General features: G+C 73.6%; 15 protein-coding genes. 11 read left to right on the top strand and 4 right to left on the bottom strand.

Features of this window, described 5'->3' with window-relative positions; all coding sequences use genetic code 11:
• Nucleotides 1–109 precede the first annotated feature (109 nt).
• The 4 genes from pstS (at nt 110) to pstB (ending at nt 4,228) form a co-directional block, all read left to right on the top strand.
• Nucleotides 110–1,231: a phosphate ABC transporter substrate-binding protein PstS gene (pstS, locus tag NP048_RS03550; protein WP_227578110.1), complete on the top strand. Its 1,122-nt coding sequence runs from the start codon at nt 110–112 to the stop codon at nt 1,229–1,231.
• A gap of 104 nt (nt 1,232–1,335) precedes the next feature.
• Nucleotides 1,336–2,349 (top strand): phosphate ABC transporter permease subunit PstC, encoded by a 1,014-nt coding sequence (gene pstC / locus NP048_RS03555; protein ID WP_227578111.1) that lies wholly within the window; start codon nt 1,336–1,338, stop codon nt 2,347–2,349.
• Nucleotides 2,349–3,416, top strand: a complete 1,068-nt coding sequence (gene pstA / locus NP048_RS03560; RefSeq protein WP_227578112.1) for a phosphate ABC transporter permease PstA — start codon at nt 2,349–2,351, stop codon at nt 3,414–3,416. The genes pstC and pstA overlap by 1 nt, the downstream gene beginning before the upstream one ends.
• A 32-nt stretch (nt 3,417–3,448) precedes the next feature.
• Nucleotides 3,449–4,228 (top strand): phosphate ABC transporter ATP-binding protein PstB, encoded by a 780-nt coding sequence (gene pstB / locus NP048_RS03565; protein WP_227578113.1) that lies wholly within the window; start codon nt 3,449–3,451, stop codon nt 4,226–4,228.
• A 25-nt stretch (nt 4,229–4,253) separates the two neighbouring features.
• Here the strand turns inward: pstB and NP048_RS03570 are convergent, their stop codons facing one another.
• Entirely contained in the window at nt 4,254–4,835 is a 582-nt protein-coding gene (locus tag NP048_RS03570; RefSeq protein ID WP_227578114.1) for a hypothetical protein, read from the bottom strand.
• A 264-nt stretch (nt 4,836–5,099) separates the two neighbouring features.
• Here NP048_RS03570 and NP048_RS03575 point away from each other — a divergent pair, with 264 nt between their 5' ends.
• The 3 genes from NP048_RS03575 (at nt 5,100) to ispF (ending at nt 6,899) form a co-directional block, all read left to right on the top strand.
• Nucleotides 5,100–5,582, top strand: a complete 483-nt coding sequence (locus NP048_RS03575; protein ID WP_191780330.1) for a CarD family transcriptional regulator — start codon at nt 5,100–5,102, stop codon at nt 5,580–5,582.
• Between the two features lie 88 nt (nt 5,583–5,670).
• The gene (ispD, locus tag NP048_RS03580) at nt 5,671–6,414 is read left to right on the top strand and encodes a 2-C-methyl-D-erythritol 4-phosphate cytidylyltransferase (RefSeq protein WP_227578115.1); all 744 of its coding nucleotides are present in this window, start codon (nt 5,671–5,673) and stop codon (nt 6,412–6,414) included.
• Entirely contained in the window at nt 6,411–6,899 is a 489-nt protein-coding gene (gene ispF / locus NP048_RS03585; protein ID WP_227578116.1) for a 2-C-methyl-D-erythritol 2,4-cyclodiphosphate synthase, read from the top strand. Before ispD ends, ispF begins: the two co-directional genes overlap by 4 nt.
• Nucleotides 6,900–7,401: 502 nt before the next feature.
• Here ispF and NP048_RS03590 read toward each other — a convergent pair.
• Nucleotides 7,402–8,367, bottom strand: a complete 966-nt coding sequence (locus tag NP048_RS03590) for an NADP-dependent oxidoreductase (RefSeq protein ID WP_227578118.1) — start codon at nt 8,365–8,367, stop codon at nt 7,402–7,404.
• Between the two features lie 78 nt (nt 8,368–8,445).
• Nucleotides 8,446–9,786, bottom strand: a complete 1,341-nt coding sequence (locus NP048_RS03595; RefSeq protein WP_227578119.1) for a D-arabinono-1,4-lactone oxidase — start codon at nt 9,784–9,786, stop codon at nt 8,446–8,448.
• A 143-nt stretch (nt 9,787–9,929) separates the two neighbouring features.
• On the opposite strand from NP048_RS03595, the gene NP048_RS03600 reads away from it, so the two are divergent.
• Genes NP048_RS03600 through rlmB form a run of 4 tightly spaced genes read left to right on the top strand, consistent with a single transcriptional unit; the run spans nt 9,930 to nt 14,383 of the window.
• Nucleotides 9,930–10,637 carry a TetR/AcrR family transcriptional regulator gene (locus NP048_RS03600; protein ID WP_227578120.1) on the top strand — a complete coding sequence of 236 codons (708 nt, stop codon included), beginning with the start codon at nt 9,930–9,932 and terminating at the stop codon, nt 10,635–10,637.
• A gap of 13 nt (nt 10,638–10,650) precedes the next feature.
• Nucleotides 10,651–11,889: an alanine racemase gene (locus NP048_RS03605; protein ID WP_227578121.1), complete on the top strand. Its 1,239-nt coding sequence runs from the start codon at nt 10,651–10,653 to the stop codon at nt 11,887–11,889.
• Between the two features lie 56 nt (nt 11,890–11,945).
• Entirely contained in the window at nt 11,946–13,385 is a 1,440-nt protein-coding gene (cysS, locus tag NP048_RS03610; protein WP_227578122.1) for a cysteine--tRNA ligase, read from the top strand.
• Nucleotides 13,385–14,383 (top strand): 23S rRNA (guanosine(2251)-2'-O)-methyltransferase RlmB, encoded by a 999-nt coding sequence (gene rlmB / locus NP048_RS03615; protein WP_227578123.1) that lies wholly within the window; start codon nt 13,385–13,387, stop codon nt 14,381–14,383. Before cysS ends, rlmB begins: the two co-directional genes overlap by 1 nt.
• A gap of 63 nt (nt 14,384–14,446) precedes the next feature.
• Here the strand turns inward: rlmB and NP048_RS03620 are convergent, their stop codons facing one another.
• Complete coding sequence (locus tag NP048_RS03620; protein WP_227578124.1) at nt 14,447–15,748, bottom strand: DUF4032 domain-containing protein; 1,302 nt, start codon at nt 15,746–15,748, stop codon at nt 14,447–14,449.
• Between the last annotated feature and the right edge of the window lie 10 nt (nt 15,749–15,758).

Below are 15,758 nucleotides of genomic sequence, written 5' to 3' on the forward strand. Positions count from 1 at the left end.
GTTCACCCGGGGTTCACCCGGAGCCGTCGGAGCGGTCACCTGCCCCACCTAGCGTCGGCGTCGGCCGCGCACCGACCGGTGTGCGCAGACGTTGACAGGACGGGACACAGTGAAGCTCACTCCCCACAGCCGTTTCGGTGCCGTCGCCCTCACCGGTGCGCTGGCGCTGACGCTCGCCGCGTGCAGCTCGGGCTCCTCGGCCGAGTCGGGCGCGACGGGTGCAGGTGACGGCTCCGCCGAGCTGAGCGGCTCGCTCGCCGGTGCCGGTGCGTCCTCCCAGGAGAAGGCCGTCGCCGGCTGGATCGCCGGGTTCAACGACACGTACCCCGACGTGGCGGTCAGCTACGACGCGGTCGGCTCGGGCGGCGGGCGCGAGCAGTTCCTCGCGGGTGCCGTGCAGTTCGCGGGTTCCGACGCGGCGCTGAAGGACGACGAGCTCGAGGCCGCGGTCGAGCGCTGCGAGGGTGGCGAGGCGCTCGAGCTGCCGCTGTACATCAGCCCGATCGCGGTCGTCTACAACCTCCCCGACGTCGACGCGGAGCACCTGCAGCTCTCGGCGGCGACCATCGCGAAGATCTTCAACCGCGAGATCACGACGTGGGACGACCCGGCGATCGCCGCCGAGAACCCCGACGTCACGCTGCCGTCGACGGGCATCATCCCGGTGAACCGCTCCGACGAGTCGGGCACCACGGAGAACTTCACCGAGTACCTCGCGGCGGCGTCGGACGGCGCCTGGCCGCACGAGGCGTCGGGCGACTGGCCGCTGTCCGGCGGGCAGTCCGGCCAGGGCACGCAGGGCGTCATCGACACGGTCTCGGGCGCGGAGGGCGCGATCGGCTACGCCGACGCGTCGCGCGCCGGTGACCTGGGCACGGTCGCGCTGAAGGTCGGCGACGAGTACGTGCCGTTCTCGGCCGAGGCGGCCGCGAAGGTCGTCGACGCCTCCCCGCGCGCCGAGGGTGCGACGGACAAGCGCCTGGTGGTCGAGCTGGACCGCACGACGACCGAGGCCGGCGCGTACCCGCTGGTCCTCATCTCGTACTCGATCGCGTGCTCCACGTACGCCGACGCGGCCGACGCGGACAACGTCAAGGCGTACCTCACGTACGTGGCGAGCCCCGCGGGCCAGGACCGCGCCGCCGACCCGGGCGTCGCGGGCTCGGCACCCATCTCGGACGCCCTGCGCACCGAGGTCCAGGCGGCGATCGACTCGATCGCGGCGGCCTGACGACCTCACGACCGCACCACGCCGGGCCGTCCCGGGACGGGCACGACGCCCACCCCGGGACGGCTCGCGCGGCGCTCCCACCCTCCCCGACCGACGGAGCAGCAGTGGCTGTCACCACCACCCCACCCCCGCGAGGCGCCGCCCCGCGTCCCTCGTCCGACGCCGGCGACACCGCCGCCGCCGCCGCGCGCGCGGCCTCCACCGGGCGGCTGGCCGGCCGGGTGTTCGGTGCCCTGTCGACCGGCGCCGGCCTGCTCATCCTCGTGACGCTCGCCGCGGTCGCGGTCTTCCTCGTGCTGCGCGCCTGGCCGGCGCTCACCGCGTCCCGCGAGGAGCTCGAGGCCATCTCGTGGTTCAACGGCGGCTCGGTCGCCGAGTACGTCGGGCCGCTGATCTTCGGGACGCTCCTCGCGTCCGTCCTCGCGTTGCTGCTCGCGGTGCCCGTGTCGATCGGCATCGCGCTGTTCATCTCGCACTACGCGCCGCGCCGTCTCGCGCAGGGCCTGGGCTACCTCATCGACCTGCTCGCGGCCATCCCGTCGGTCGTGTACGGCCTGTGGGGCGCGCTGTGGCTCATCGGGCGGCTGGACCCGGTCTTCGCGTGGCTGTCGTCGAACCTCGGCTTCGTCCCGTTGTTCGCGGACTACCAGGCGCCGGCCAAGAACATCATGTCGGCGTCGGTGGTGCTGGCGGTGATGATCCTGCCGATCATCACCGCCGTCTCGCGCGAGGTGTTCCTGCAGACTCCGCGGCTGCACGAGGAGGCGTCGCTCGCGCTCGGCGCGACCCGCTGGGAGATGGTCCGCCAGGCCGTCCTGCCCTTCGGCCGCTCGGGCGTCATCAGCGCCTCGATGCTGGGCCTGGGGCGCGCGCTGGGGGAGACGATGGCCGTGCTCATGGTCATCTCGCCCGGGTTCCTGTTCTCCTTCTTCCTGCTCAAGCCGGGTCAGCAGCAGACCATCGCGGCGAACATCGCCTCGAAGTTCCCCGAGGCGAGCGGCCTGAGCGTCAGCGCGCTGATCGCCACGGGCCTGGCGCTGTTCGTCATCACGTTCGTGGTCAACTTCGCCGCGCGCTGGGTCATCGCACGCCGCGCCGAGTTCTCGGGAGCCAACTGATGACCGCTGACGCCACCACCGCTCCCGCGCCCGCGGTGCTGCTGACCGACGCGTACCGTCGCCTGCCGTCGTGGAGCCCGTGGGCGTTCGCGGGCGGTTCCCTGGCCGCCGCGCTGCTCGTGCTGCTCGCCCTCGGGGCGGCCTCGACGGCGGGCGTCGTCGTCCTGGGCGCCGTGCTCTTCGTGCTGTCGTCGAGCATCACCTCGCGCGTCGTCGAGGGGCCGCGGCGAGCCGCCGACCGCCTGGCGACGACCCTGGTGACCGGAGCGTTCCTGCTGGCCCTGGTGCCGCTCGTGTCGCTCGTCCTGCTCGTCGTCACGCGTGGCGGGGCGTCGTTCGGGTGGGGCTTCCTGACGACGAACATGGTCGGCGTCTTCGGGGAGATGACGTCGGGCGGCATCGCGCACGCGCTCGTCGGGACGCTCCTGGTCACGTTCGCCGCGGCCGCCATCTCCGTGCCGGTCGGCCTGCTCACGGCCATCTACCTCGTCGAGTACGGCCGCGGTCCGCTGGCGCGGGGCATCACGCTGCTCGTCGACGTGATGACCGGCATCCCGTCGATCGTCGCCGGCCTGTTCGCGTTCGCGCTGTTCACGCTGATCATGGGCCCCGCGTACCGCGCGGGGATCATGGGCGCCGTCGCGCTGGCGCTGCTCATGACGCCCGTCGTCATCCGGTCGGTCGAGGAGATGCTGCGGCTCGTGCCCAACGAGCTGCGCGAGGCGTCGTACGCGCTGGGTGTGCCGAAGTGGCTGACGATCGTCAAGGTCGTGCTCCGAACCTCGGCCGCCGGCATCGTCACGGGCGTCATGCTCGCGGTCGCGCGCGTCATCGGCGAGACGGCGCCCCTGCTGCTCACGGTCGGCCTGGTCGCGCAGACCAACACCGACCTCTTCGACGGGCGCATGGCGACGCTGCCCGTGTTCGCGTACCGCCAGTACGAGCAGGGCGGCACCGGCATCGACCGGGCCTGGGCCGCCGCGCTCACGCTCATCCTGCTCGTCATGCTCCTCAACCTCGTGGCCCGGCTCGTCAGCCGCTGGTTCGCCCCGAAGGGCGCCCGCTGACGCGGGCCGCACCGACCCCAGGAAGGACCCCCATGTCCAATCGGATCGACGTCTCGGACCTCGACGTCTACTACGGCGACTTCCTCGCCGTGCAGGGCGTCAACATGACCATCGAGGCGCGGCAGGCCACCGCGCTCATCGGCCCCTCGGGCTGTGGCAAGTCGACGTTCCTGCGCACGCTCAACCGCATGCACGAGGTCATCCCGGGTGCGCGCGTGCAGGGCAAGGCGCTCATGGACGGTCAGGACCTCTACGGCGCGGACGTCGACCCCGTGACGGTCCGGCGTCTGGTGGGCATGGTGTTCCAGCGGCCCAACCCCTTCCCGACGATGTCGATCGCGGACAACGTGCTCGCGGGCGTGCGCCTCAACAACCGGCGCATGTCGAAGGGCGACCAGCAGGACCTCGTCGAGCAGTCGCTGCGCGGCGCGAACCTGTGGAACGAGGTCAAGGACCGCCTCGCGCGGCCGGGCTCGAGCCTCTCCGGCGGGCAGCAGCAGCGGCTGTGCATCGCGCGCGCGATCGCGGTGAAGCCGCAGGTCCTGCTCATGGACGAGCCGTGCTCGGCGCTCGACCCGATCTCGACGCTCGCGATCGAGGACCTCATCGCCGAGCTCAAGAGCGAGTACACGATCGTGATCGTCACGCACAACATGCAGCAGGCCGCGCGGGTGTCGGACCGCACCGGGTTCTTCAACATCGCGGGGACGGGCAAGCCCGGCCGGCTCATCGAGATGGACGACACCTCGACGATGTTCTCCTCGCCGCGCGAGCAGGCCACGGAGGACTACATCTCGGGTCGCTTCGGCTGACGCGCCGTCGCGGCGGGCGGGCGTGCTACTCGCCCTGCTCCTGCTCCTGCTGCTGCGGCTCGGAGGCGTCCTGGGTGGAGTCGTCGGTCGGCGTCGCGCCCGGCGTCGCGATCGCCTCCAGGACTGCCGCGTACTCCGGCAGCGCGCCGTCGAGCACGGGGATGCGGACCTCGACGGTGCCGCCGCTGGACGTCGTGACGGTGAGCCGGGTCATCCCGCCGGGGGCCGTGTCGACCGCGGCCAGCGGGACGTCCAGCGTCGTGTAGCGCGGCGGGGCGTCGCTGACGCCCAGCAGCACCGTGCCGCCGGCCCCGACGCTGACGCGCACGGGCTCCGCGTCGCCGATGGCCAGGGTCACGTCCTCGTCGTCGGACGAGTCGTTGGCCAGCGCACCGGTGAGGACGCCCGGTGCGCCCTTCTCGGCGGTGACGACCAGCATGTTCAGGGCGCGGACGGCGCCCACGGTGGTGCCGGCGCCGTCGGAGGCCTCGTAGTCCCAGCTCGTCGTGATCGGGTTGGTCGCCGAGCAGCCGGTCAGGGCGAGGGCGGCGGCGGCGACCAGGCCGGCGACGGCGGCCCGGGCGGGGCGGGGGCGGAGGCGGGTCACGAGGGCTCCTGCTGGTCTCGCGCGCGGAGGCGGCGGGTGCGGGTGGGCGGGCTTCCCGGGTCCGGGCCGACGGCGGCTTCCGGACACAGGCAGGTCGCGACCACCCTACCGTCCGGGGCGCCCACGACGCGGGCGTGACCGTGCTCCCGCGGGTCGGCGAGCCGGCTCGACCCGGCGCTGACCAGCGCGGACACGGTCTGACCCCCGGAATCTGCACGAAGCGGGCGTGATACCATACACGTCTGCGAAAGGGGACACCGACAGATGACTTTCACTGTTGGGGAGACCGTCGTCTACCCGCACCACGGTGCAGCCAAGATCGAAGAGATCAAGAGCCGGACCATCCGGGGCGAGGAGAAGCTCTACCTCAAGCTGAAGGTCGCGCACGGCGACCTGACGATCGAGGTTCCGGCGGAGAATGTCGATCTCGTGGGTGTCCGCGACGTCGTGGGCCAGGAAGGGCTCGACCGCGTGTTCGAGGTGCTGCGCGCCCCGTACACGGAGGAGCCGACCAACTGGTCGCGACGCTACAAGGCCAACCTCGAGAAGCTGCAGTCCGGCGACGTCATCAAGGTGGCGGAGGTCGTGCGTGACCTCTCGCGTCGTGACGCCGACCGCGGTCTGTCCGCCGGCGAGAAGCGCATGCTCGCCAAGGCCCGCCAGATCCTCGTCTCGGAGCTCGCGCTCGCCGAGAAGACCGAGGAGGACAAGGCCGAGGCCATCCTCGACGAGGTCCTCGCGTCCTGATCCGCACGCGACGGTCCGGGTGCAGCGCGCCCGGACCGTCTGCTGTGTCGGGGGAGCTTCCGGGAGTCGCACGGTGCACGATGCGCACATGACGATCGCCGCAGTCCTCACCGCCGCCGGGAGCGGGTCGCGCCTCGGGCTCGACCTGCCCAAGGCGGTCGTGCCCGTCGCGGGGGAGCCGCTGGTCGTGCACGCGGCGCGCGCGCTGCTGGCTGCCCGCGCGGCCGACGGGTCGGCCGTCAGCCAGCTGGTCGTCACCGCGCCCGCGGCCCACCTCGACGAGGTGGCCGCGCTCGTCGGCGGCGTCGTCGACGCGGCGGCGTCGGACGTGCGGCTGGACGTCGTCGGCGGTGGACGTACCCGCCAGGAGTCCGTCGCCGTCGGCCTCGCCGAGCTGGTCGACGAGGTCGACGTCGTCCTCGTGCACGACGCCGCACGCCCCTTCGTCCCGCCCGAGCTCGTGGCGCGCGTGGTGGACGCCGTGCGTGCGGGCCATCCCGCGGTCGTGCCGGGACTCCCCGTCGTCGACACCGTCAAGCGAGTCGGCCACGGGGACGCCACCGGACGGCCCGTCCGGGAGACGGTGCCGCGCGCCGACCTCGTCGCGGTCCAGACGCCCCAGGGCTTCGCCAGGGACGTCCTCGAGCGGGCGCACGCGGTCGGGTCGGGGCTCGGCTCGCACGAGGCGACGGCGGCGTCCGACGACGCCGGGCTCGTCGAGGCGGCGGGAGTGCCGGTCTGGGTGGTGCCCGGCGACGAGCGGGCGGCCAAGGTGACGACGGCCCGCGACCTGCTCGTCGCCCACGCCCTGACGACGGGAGCCCTCGCGTGAACCTGCGGACCGGCATCGGCATCGACGTGCACGCCTACGACCCCGATCCCGCGCCCGACGCCGTGCTGCACCTGGCGGGACTGGCGTGGCCCGGGGAGCGCCCGCTGGCGGGCCACTCCGACGCGGACGTCGCCGCGCACGCCGCAGCCGACGCCCTGCTGTCGGCAGCGGGCCTGGGCGACCTGGGTCAGCAGTTCGGCACCGCCGACCCCCGCTGGGCGGGTGCGTCCGGTGCTGCGCTGCTCGCCGAGGCCGCGCGGCGGGTCCGGGCGGCGGGCTTCACGATCGGCAACGTCGCGGTGCAGGTCGTGGGCAACCGCCCCAAGCTGGGCCCGCGCCGCATCGAGGCGCAGGCCGTGATGTCCATGGCGTGCGGTGCGCCCGTCACGGTCAGTGCGACGACGACCGACGGCCTGGGCCTGACCGGTCGCGGTGAGGGCGTCGCCGCCATCGCGACCGCGCTGATCACGCTCGACCCCGTCTGAGCCGCCCGCCGGCTCAGGTGGCGCTCGGCGCCGCAGCGGGTGTCGTCGTCGGACTCGTGGGACGTGGTGCCCGGGGTCCCGAGCCACCGCTTCGCGGGGCGGTTGAGCGCCGCGAGCGCTCCGGGACGCACGTGTCACGATGTGGGCAGCGCGCCACCCGGGCGGGTGAACTGTCGGAACTGTTGCCGAAAGTCACACGGTCGCGGACCTCGCGAGCGTCGCGATCCGGACGAATCGCCGGTACCGTCCCTCAACGTGACTGGACCACCCGCCGACAGCGAGCGCGCTCCCACGCGCGACGCCGCCGCGCCTGCGACGGGCCCGTCAGGCCTGCCCCAGCGCGCGAGAACCCTGCCCGTCCGGCCTCGCAACCGGGTGGCGCTGGAGACGCTGGAGGCCACGTTCGCCGGGCTGCAGCAGGTCGACGAGAGCGCTCGCCCCACGGCGCCGCTCGCCCCGCCGCCCGAGCTGTGGCCGCCCGTGACCGGTAGTCACCCGCGCGTCACGGGGAGCCAGCCGCACGTCGGTCGGTGACCAGCACCAGCTTGCCCCCGGCGTGGCCGTCGCGGCTGCGCCGGTGCGCCGCAGCGGCCTCCTCCAGCGGGTAGGTGCCGGTGACCAGCACGTCCATCGAGCCGTCGGCCGCGAGGGCCGTGAGCTGGCTGCGTGCTGCGTCCCGGATGTCGTCCCCCGGGTCGGCACCCGGTCCGTGGCCCAGGCCGAGGATCCCCAGACCGGGCGCACGGTCGAGCGCGACGAGCGTCGCGACGCGGCGTCGGTCCGCGACCAGCGCGACCGACGAGTCCAGCGCCTCGGGTGTGCCGACCGCGTCGATCGCGACGCTGACGCGGCCGGTCGTCGCCTCGACGTCACGGATCCGGCCGAGCAGGCCTGGCCCGTAGGCCACCGGCTCCGCGCCGAGACGTCGCAGGCACTCGTGCCACCGGGGTGATGCCGTCGCGATCACGCGTGCCCCGCGGAGCACCGCGAGCTGCACGGCCGTGCGTCCGACCCCTCCCGATCCCCCGTGGACCAGGACGACGTCCTCGGCGCCCACGCCCGTCGCCTCCACGGCGTGGGCGGCGGCGACGCCAGCCCCGAGCAGCCCGGCCGCCTGGACGGCCCGGAGCTGTTCCGGCCGCCGCACCAGCACGTGCTGCGGCGCTGTCACGACGTCGGCGTACCCGCCCGTGACCGGCCAGGCGACGACCTCGTCGCCCGGCGAGTACCAGCGCACGCCCGCCCCCACCGCCTGCACGACGCCGGCGACCTCGAGCCCCAGCCGCACGGGCGGCCGGCCGCCGGCACCGGGCGCGTACGACTTCCAGTCCCACGGGTTGACGCCCGCGGCCTCGACGCGGACCTGGACCTCGCCTGGTCCGGGCTCCGGGGCCCGGACCTCGACGACCCGTAGCACCTCCGGCCCGCCGAGCGCGCTTGCCACGACCGCTCGTCCCTCGTCCGCCATCGGCCCAGCCTGACGCCGGATCGCCCGGCAGGCCAGGTCCGGCAGGTCGCCCGTTCGCCTGAAACCTCGACGGCGCCGTCAGTCCGGCAGGCCGAGCACCCGGTCGACGTAGGCGTTGCGGAACGTGCCGGCGGGGTCCACCCGGGCGCGGACCCGACGCACGTCCGGCATGCGGGGGTACAGCTCCGCCAGGCGGGTGTGGTCCAGCCCGTGCAGCTTGCCCCAGTGCGGGCGGCCGTCGACCTGCGCGACGATCCGCTCGACGGCGTCGAAGTACCGGCGGTGCGGCATGCGGTAGTACTGGTGGACCGCCACGTACCCCGTCGCCCGGCCGTGGGCGGTCGAGAGCCACAGGTCGTCGGCGGCGGCGAAGCGCACCTCCACGGGGAACGGGATCGGATCGCCGGTGCTGCGCAGCCACGCGTCGATCTCACGCAGGACGTCGGGCACGTGCTCGCGGGGGACGGCGTACTCCATCTCGCGGAACCGCACGCGGCGCCGCGCGACGAACACGTCGGCCGACGCGCCCGTGTAGGTGCGTGCGGTGAGCACGCGGCTGGCGACGGAGTTGAGGCGGGGGACGACGCCGGGCCGCGCGGCGGCGAGGCGGTTGGTCAGGGAGAAGAGCCCGTTGGACAGGAGCTCGTCGTCCACGAGGTGACGCAGCGGGGACAGTGGGCGGTCCTCGTCCTCCGTGGCGCGGTTGTTGCGCTTGGTCAGCACCCGGTCGGTGTGGGGGAACCAGAAGAACTCGAAGTGGTCGTTGTCGTCGACGAGGTCGTCGATCCGTTCGAGGAGCTCGTGCAGCGTCGAGGGCTCCTCCCGGGCCAGCAACCGGAAGGACGGCACCGCCTCCAGCGTGACCGACGCCAGGACGCCCGCCGTCCCCAGCCCGAGGCGCGCGACCTCGAAGACGTCGCGGTCACGGTCGGGCGAGACGTCGAGCACGTCACCCGTTCCGGTGACGACACGGCAGCCGACGACCTGGGTCGCGAGCCCGCCGAGCCGCGCACCGGTGCCGTGCGTCCCCGTGCTGATCGCACCTGCCAGTGACTGGGCGTCGATGTCCCCGAGGTTGCGCAGGGCCAGGCCGCGCGCGGCGAGACCGGCGTTGAGCGCGGCGAGCCGGATGCCGGCGCCGACGGTCACGAGCGCGGATCCGTCGGGTCGGGTGACGACCCGCTCGAACCCCGACAGGGCGTCCAGATGCACCTGGACACCGTCGGTCACGGCGGCACCGGTGAACGAGTGACCTGCACCAACGGCGCGCAGCCGCTCGCCTGCGGCGGCCGCGGTGCCCACCTCCTGGACGAGCTCGCCGACGTCCCGCGGACGTGCCACCCTGCGCGGGGCCGCGCTCTGCGTCCGAGCCCAGTTCTGCCACGAGCCGGCCGGGCGCCCGGCACGAGGTGCTCCCATCTTCGCAGGATCGGCTGGGCGTGCGTCCAAGTCAAGTGCTCGAAAGGCTTGACTATCGTCAAGACAACCGATGAGATGATCCCGGAGACGCGTTTGACCACACCCGGGGGGGTGTGTGGCGATGCGTCCGCTAGGAGGAAGCCATGAACCGTCTGCCGGTTGCCGAGCGGCGCGAACAGCTCATCGAGGCCGCACTCAGTGTCGCGAGTCGTGAGGGCATCGACGGTGCCACGGTGCGCGCCGTCGCTGCCGAGGCGGGGGTGTCGTTGGGCGTCGTCCACTACTGCTTCCGCGACAAGGACGAGCTCCTGCGCGCGATGGCCCACACCATCACCGAGCGCAACCTCGGCCGTGGTGTCGCCGAGATGCCGGAGTCGGCGCCGGCACGCGACCTCGTCCTCGGGGTCCTGGAGGAGCTCTGGTCGAACATCCGGGCGACGCGCGGCCCGCAGCTGCTGACCTACGAGCTGACGACCACGTCGCTGCGTCATCCCGAGCTCCGGCAGGTCGGCGTCGACCAGTACGTGGTCAGCTGGGCGGCTGCCGAGCGCTTCCTCGAGGAGGTGGAGCGCGCGGCCGGCATCGTGTGGCGCGTTCCCCGCCACACCGTGGCGCGCACGATCATCGCGACCATCGACGGGTTCTCGCTCGCCTGGCTGGTCGACGGGGACGACGACGCCGCGTACCAGGGCCTTCGTCTCTTCGCCGAGCACCTGGCCTCCCTGGCGTTGCCGATCGACGAGACGGCCTTGCTGGGGACCGGGACCGACGACGGTGACGAGCCGGGGGCCGACGTCCACCCGTTGGTCGCCGCGCCGACCGTCCCAGCCGGGGTGTCCGCCCTGGCATGACGAGGCACCGGGCATGACCGCTGCGACGACGACCCGCCGCATCGACGCGAACAGGTCCGCCGGGGTGGCTGCGCGCACCCTCGGGCAGCGGCTCGACGCGGCCACGGCGCACCTACCCGCACCGCTGGTCGTCGTGGACGTCGACGCCCTCGACGCGAACACCGACGACGTGCTGCGGCGCGCCGGTGGGACACCCGTGCGCATCGCGAGCAAGTCGGTGCGGGTGCGCCACGTGCTCGAGGGCGTGCTCGCGCGGCCCGGCTTCGCCGGAGTCATGGCGTACGCCGCAGCGGAGGCGCGGTGGCTGGTCGGGCACGGCGTGCGCGACGTGCTGCTCGGCTACCCGACGGTCGACACGACCGCCGTCGACGCGATCGCCGCCGACGCGGACGCGGCGCGCGCCGTGACGTTCATGGTCGACGACACCGTCCAGGCCGACCTGCTCGCGGCCGCAGCACGGCGCCACGGGCGGCGGCTGCGGGTCTGCCTCGACGTGGACGCGTCGCTGCGGCTCGGTCGCGGCCCTCTGACCGTCCACCTGGGTGTCCGCCGCTCACCCGTGCGCAGCCCGGACGACGTCGCGACCCTCGCGACCGCGGTCGAGCGGCGTGGATGCCTCGAGGTGCGTGGCGTGATGTTCTACGAGGCGCAGGTGGCAGGCCTGCCGGACAGCTCGGCCGCCGTCCGGCTCGTGAAGGCCGCGTCGGTGCGCGAGCTCGCGCACCGACGCAGGGACGTCGTCGATGCCGTCGCCGCCGCGCTCGGCCGGCCCCTCGACCTCGTCAACTCCGGTGGCACCGGGTCGCTCGAGGTCAGTGCGTCGGCACCGGGCGTCACCGAGGTGACGGCGGGTTCGGGCCTGTTCGTCCCGACCCTCTTCGACGGGTACCGCGCCTTCGCGCCGCGGCCTGCCGCCTACTTCGGTCTCGACGTCGTCCGCGTGCCCGGGGACGGGTGGGCGACCGTCTTCGGGGGCGGTTACGTCGCGTCGGGTCCCGCCTCGGCGAGCCGCCTGCCGCGACCCGTGTGGCCCGCGGGTCTGCGCCTCGGGCCGCGTGAGGGCGCGGGTGAGGTGCAGACCCCGCTGCGAGTGCCCGCCCGCGCGGACCTGCGCATCGGTGACCGCGTGTGGTTCCGTCACGCCAAGGCCGGCGAGGTGATGGAGCGGTTCGCGCACGTGCACCTGGTGCGCGGCGAGCGGGTCGAGGCCACCGTGCCGACGTACCGCGGCGAGGGTGTCTGCGTCGGCTGAGCGCTCCTGCGCCCGCTCCGGTCGGGTGCGGGCCCGCGCGCCGGTAGCCTGGGCGCGTGAGCCTGCGGCTGTTCGACAGCGGCACCCAGTCGGTGCGTGACTTCGTCCCTCTCGTCGAGGGCGAGGTCGGCGTGTACCTGTGCGGTGCCACGGTGCAGGCACCCCCGCACGTCGGTCACGTGCGCTCCGCCGTCGCGTTCGACGTGCTCGTGCGCTGGCTGCGTCGCAACGGCCAGCGTGTCACGGTGATCCGCAACGTCACCGACATCGACGACAAGATCCTCGCGAAGGCCGCCGCGGCGGGTGTCGAGTGGTGGGCGTGGGCCCTGTCCAACGAACGCGCCTTCTCCGCCGCGTACGACGCGCTCGGTGTGGTGCCGCCCGACTACGAGCCGCGGGCCACCGCGCACGTCCCGGCGATGCTCGACCTCATGGACCGCCTCGTCGAGCGCGGTCACGCCTACGCCGCGGCCCCCGGCGACGTGTACTTCGACGTGCGCTCATGGCCCGAGTACGGCTCGCTGACCAACCAGCGCATCGACGACATGACCGACGTCCCCGACGACGCGGGCTCCGGCAAGCGCGACCCGCACGACTTCGCGCTGTGGAAGTCGTCGAAGCCGGGGGAGCCGGCCACGGCGTCCTGGGAGACGCCGTACGGGCGTGGACGTCCCGGGTGGCACCTCGAGTGCTCCGCGATGGCCCACCGGTACCTCGGCGAGGCGTTCGACATCCACGGGGGCGGGCTCGACCTGCGCTTCCCGCACCACGAGAACGAGCAGGCGCAGTCGCGCGCGGCCGGCTACCCGTTCGCGCAGTACTGGCTCCACAACGGCTGGGTCACGCAGGGCGGCGCCAAGATGAGCAAGTCGCTCGGCAACGGCCTGCTCGTCACCGCGGTGCTGGAGAAGGCACCCGCGGCGGTCGTCCGGTACGCGCTGACGGCCGTCCAGTACCGCTCGATGCTCGAGTGGACGGACGACACCCTGGCCGAGGCCGAGGCGACGTGGGAGCGGCTCGCCGGGTTCGTGCAGCGCGCCACCGAGCGCGTGGGCGCCGCGGCGCCCGACGAGGTGGCGACCGTCGACCTGCCGGCACCGTTCGCGGCCGCCCTCGACGACGACCTCAACGTGCCCGCGGCCCTCGCGGTCGTCCACGAGACCCTGCGCGCCGGCAACACGGCGCTCGCGGCCGGGGACGACGACGTCGCGCGGCGTGCGATGGTGACGCTGCGCGGCATGCTCGACGTCCTGGGGCTCGACCCCGGCTCACCGCAGTGGCGCACGTCCGGCGGCGACAGCCGCACCGACCGTGCCCTCGACTCCCTCGTCCGCGCGGAGCTCGACGCGCGCGCTGCCGCGCGCGCTGCCCGCGACTGGACCACCGCCGACGCGATCCGCGATCGGCTCACTGCTGCAGGCGTCGTCGTGGAGGACTCCCCGACGGGCGCGCGCTGGACGCTCGCCGCGTCCGCGACCGACAACTCGGAGGACTGATGGCCGGCAACTCCCAGCGCCGCGGCGCTACCCGCAAGACGGGTTCCAAGAAGGGTGCCCAGGTCGGCACCGGCGGTCACAGCCGCCGCGCGCTCGAGGGCAGGGGCCCGACACCCAAGGCGGAGGACCGCCCCTACCACGTCGCCCACAAGCGCAAGGTCGCGGCCGAGAAGGCAGCGCAGGCGCCGGGCGGCTCAGGACGCCCGTCGGTCCGCACCGCACGCGGTGCCCAGGGCAAGCGCGGCGGCAAGACCAGCTCGACCCACGAGATCGTGTCGGGTCGCAACTCGGTCCTCGAGGCGTTGCGCGCCGGCATCCCCGTCGCGACCGTGTACCTGGCGGCCCGGCTCGAGGCGGACGACCGCACCCGCGAGATCATCTCCATCGCCGCCGACGCGGGCTACCCGCTGCTCGAGGTCGGCCGCGCGGAGATCGACCGGCTCACCGACGGCGCCGTCCACCAGGGCGTCGCGATCCAGGTGCCCCCGTACGAGTACCTCGACCCGGACGACCTGCTGGACACCGCGGAGGCCTCGCAGACCGCCCCGCTCGTCGTGGCCCTCGACGGCATCACGGACCCGCGCAACCTGGGGGCCGTGCTGCGGTCCGCCGGTGCGTTCGGCGCCCACGGCGTCCTCGTCCCGGAGCGCCGGGCGGCGGGCGTGACCGCGTCGGCGTGGAAGGTCTCGGCCGGCGCCGCGGCGCGCGTGCCGGTGGCACGGGCCACGAACCTCACGCGCGCCCTGCAGGACTACCGGCGTGCCGGGGTGTTCGTCGTCGGGCTCGACGCCGGTGGGGACGTGCCGCTCAGCGGCCTGCCCTTCGCGGCCGACCCGCTGGTGCTCGTCGTCGGCTCGGAGGGCAAGGGCCTGTCGCGGCTCGTGCGCGAGCAGTGCGACGCGATCGTCTCGATCCCGATCGCCTCGGCCGTGGAGTCCCTCAACGCGGGGGTCGCGGCCGGGATCGCGCTGTACGAGGTGGCTCGGCAGCGCGCCTGAGGTCGCGCCGTGGCCTGACCGGACGGCGCCGCCGAGGTCGAGCTCGCTCGACCTCGGTCTGCGTCAGCCGATGACCTGATCCGGGTCGTACTCGCCGTCGACGGCGGAGCCGCCGGGCTCACCGTCGCGGAGGTCCTCCGCCCGGGTGCCCAGGACGGCGTGCTCGTCGGGGCGCGTCGGCAGGATGGTGTCGACGTAGCTCGCCGCGACCTCGGGCATGGGGACGTCCCGGTGCTGCTGCTGCGAGAGGTACCAGCGGTGGTCGAGCAGCTCGTGGTAGACCTGCGCCGGCTCGAGCTTGCCGCGCAGCTCGCGCGGCACGCTGCGGACCGCGGGCTCGAAGACGTCGGTCACCCAGTCGTGGGCGACGAACGCCTCGTCGTCGGCCTGCCGGTCCGTCGCCGCACGGAACTCGTCGAGGTCGTTGAGCAGGCGCCGCGCCTGGTTCTCCTGCACGTCCAGGCCGGTCAGCCGCATGAGCCGACGGGAGTGGTGGCCTGCGTCGACGACCTTCGGCTGGATGCGCACGGACGTGCCGTCGAGGTCCGTCGTGATGTCGAGCTCACCCACGTCGAACCCGAGGTCGTTGAGCCGGTCGATGCGGGCCTGCACGCGCCAGCGCTCGCCGAACCCGAACGACTCGGTCTCCGTCAGCGCACGCCACAGCTCCTCGTACCGCACGACGAGAGCCTCACCGATCCCGACGGCGTCCTCGTCCTCGTCGAGGAACTCCCCGGCCTGCAGGTCCATGAGCTCACCGATGATGTTGACCCGGGCGACCTCCAGGTCGTACCCGCGCTGCCCGGGGGTCAGGACGTCGTGCAGGTCGCCGGTCTCGGCGTCGACGAGGTACGCCGCGAACGTCTCCGCGTCGCGGCGGAACAACGTGTTCGACAGCGACACGTCGCCCCAGTAGAAGCCCGCGAGGTGCAGGCGCACGAGCAGCACGGCGAGGGCGTCGATGAGGCGGGTCGCCGTGTCGGGCCGCAGCGACTGGCTGAACAGGGCGCGGTACGGCAACGAGAAGCTCAGGTGCTGCGTGATGAGGACGGCCTCGAGCGGCTCACCCTCGGGCGAGCGACGTCCCGTGATCACCCCGACGGGCTCCACGCCCGGGACGTCGAGCTTGCGCAGCTGCCGCAGCAGCTCGTACTCCCGGTAGGCGACCGTCTCGCCGATCTCCTTGATGGCGATGACCCGCCCCGAGAGCCGCGCGAACCGCACGATGTGCCGGGAGATGCCCCGTGGCAGGGCCGCCAGTGTCTCCTCGGGCCAGTCCTCCAGCGGGATGTGCCACGGCAGATCCAGGAGGGCGGGGTCCGGGTTCGCCGCCGTGATCTGCAGGCGTTGTGCCGTGACGCTCATGCACCGATCT

Source organism: Cellulomonas xiejunii, assembly GCF_024508315.1.
Classification (GTDB): domain Bacteria; phylum Actinomycetota; class Actinomycetes; order Actinomycetales; family Cellulomonadaceae; genus Cellulomonas; species Cellulomonas xiejunii.

Bases quoted from the DNA above. Each gene is read 5' to 3' on its own strand.
- pstA (WP_227578112.1), top strand. From the start codon at position 2,349: ATGACCGCTGACGCCACCACCGCTCCCGCGCCCGCGGTGCTGCTGACC.
- pstB (WP_227578113.1), top strand. From the start codon at position 3,449: ATGTCCAATCGGATCGACGTCTCGGACCTCGACGTCTACTACGGCGAC.
- NP048_RS03575 (WP_191780330.1), top strand. From the start codon at position 5,100: ATGACTTTCACTGTTGGGGAGACCGTCGTCTACCCGCACCACGGTGCA.
- ispD (WP_227578115.1), top strand. From the start codon at position 5,671: ATGACGATCGCCGCAGTCCTCACCGCCGCCGGGAGCGGGTCGCGCCTC.
- NP048_RS03590 (WP_227578118.1), bottom strand. From the start codon at position 8,367: ATGGCGGACGAGGGACGAGCGGTCGTGGCAAGCGCGCTCGGCGGGCCG.
- NP048_RS03595 (WP_227578119.1), bottom strand. From the start codon at position 9,786: ATGGGAGCACCTCGTGCCGGGCGCCCGGCCGGCTCGTGGCAGAACTGG.
- NP048_RS03600 (WP_227578120.1), top strand. From the start codon at position 9,930: ATGAACCGTCTGCCGGTTGCCGAGCGGCGCGAACAGCTCATCGAGGCC.
- NP048_RS03605 (WP_227578121.1), top strand. From the start codon at position 10,651: ATGACCGCTGCGACGACGACCCGCCGCATCGACGCGAACAGGTCCGCC.
- rlmB (WP_227578123.1), top strand. From the start codon at position 13,385: ATGGCCGGCAACTCCCAGCGCCGCGGCGCTACCCGCAAGACGGGTTCC.
- NP048_RS03620 (WP_227578124.1), bottom strand. From the start codon at position 15,748: ATGAGCGTCACGGCACAACGCCTGCAGATCACGGCGGCGAACCCGGAC.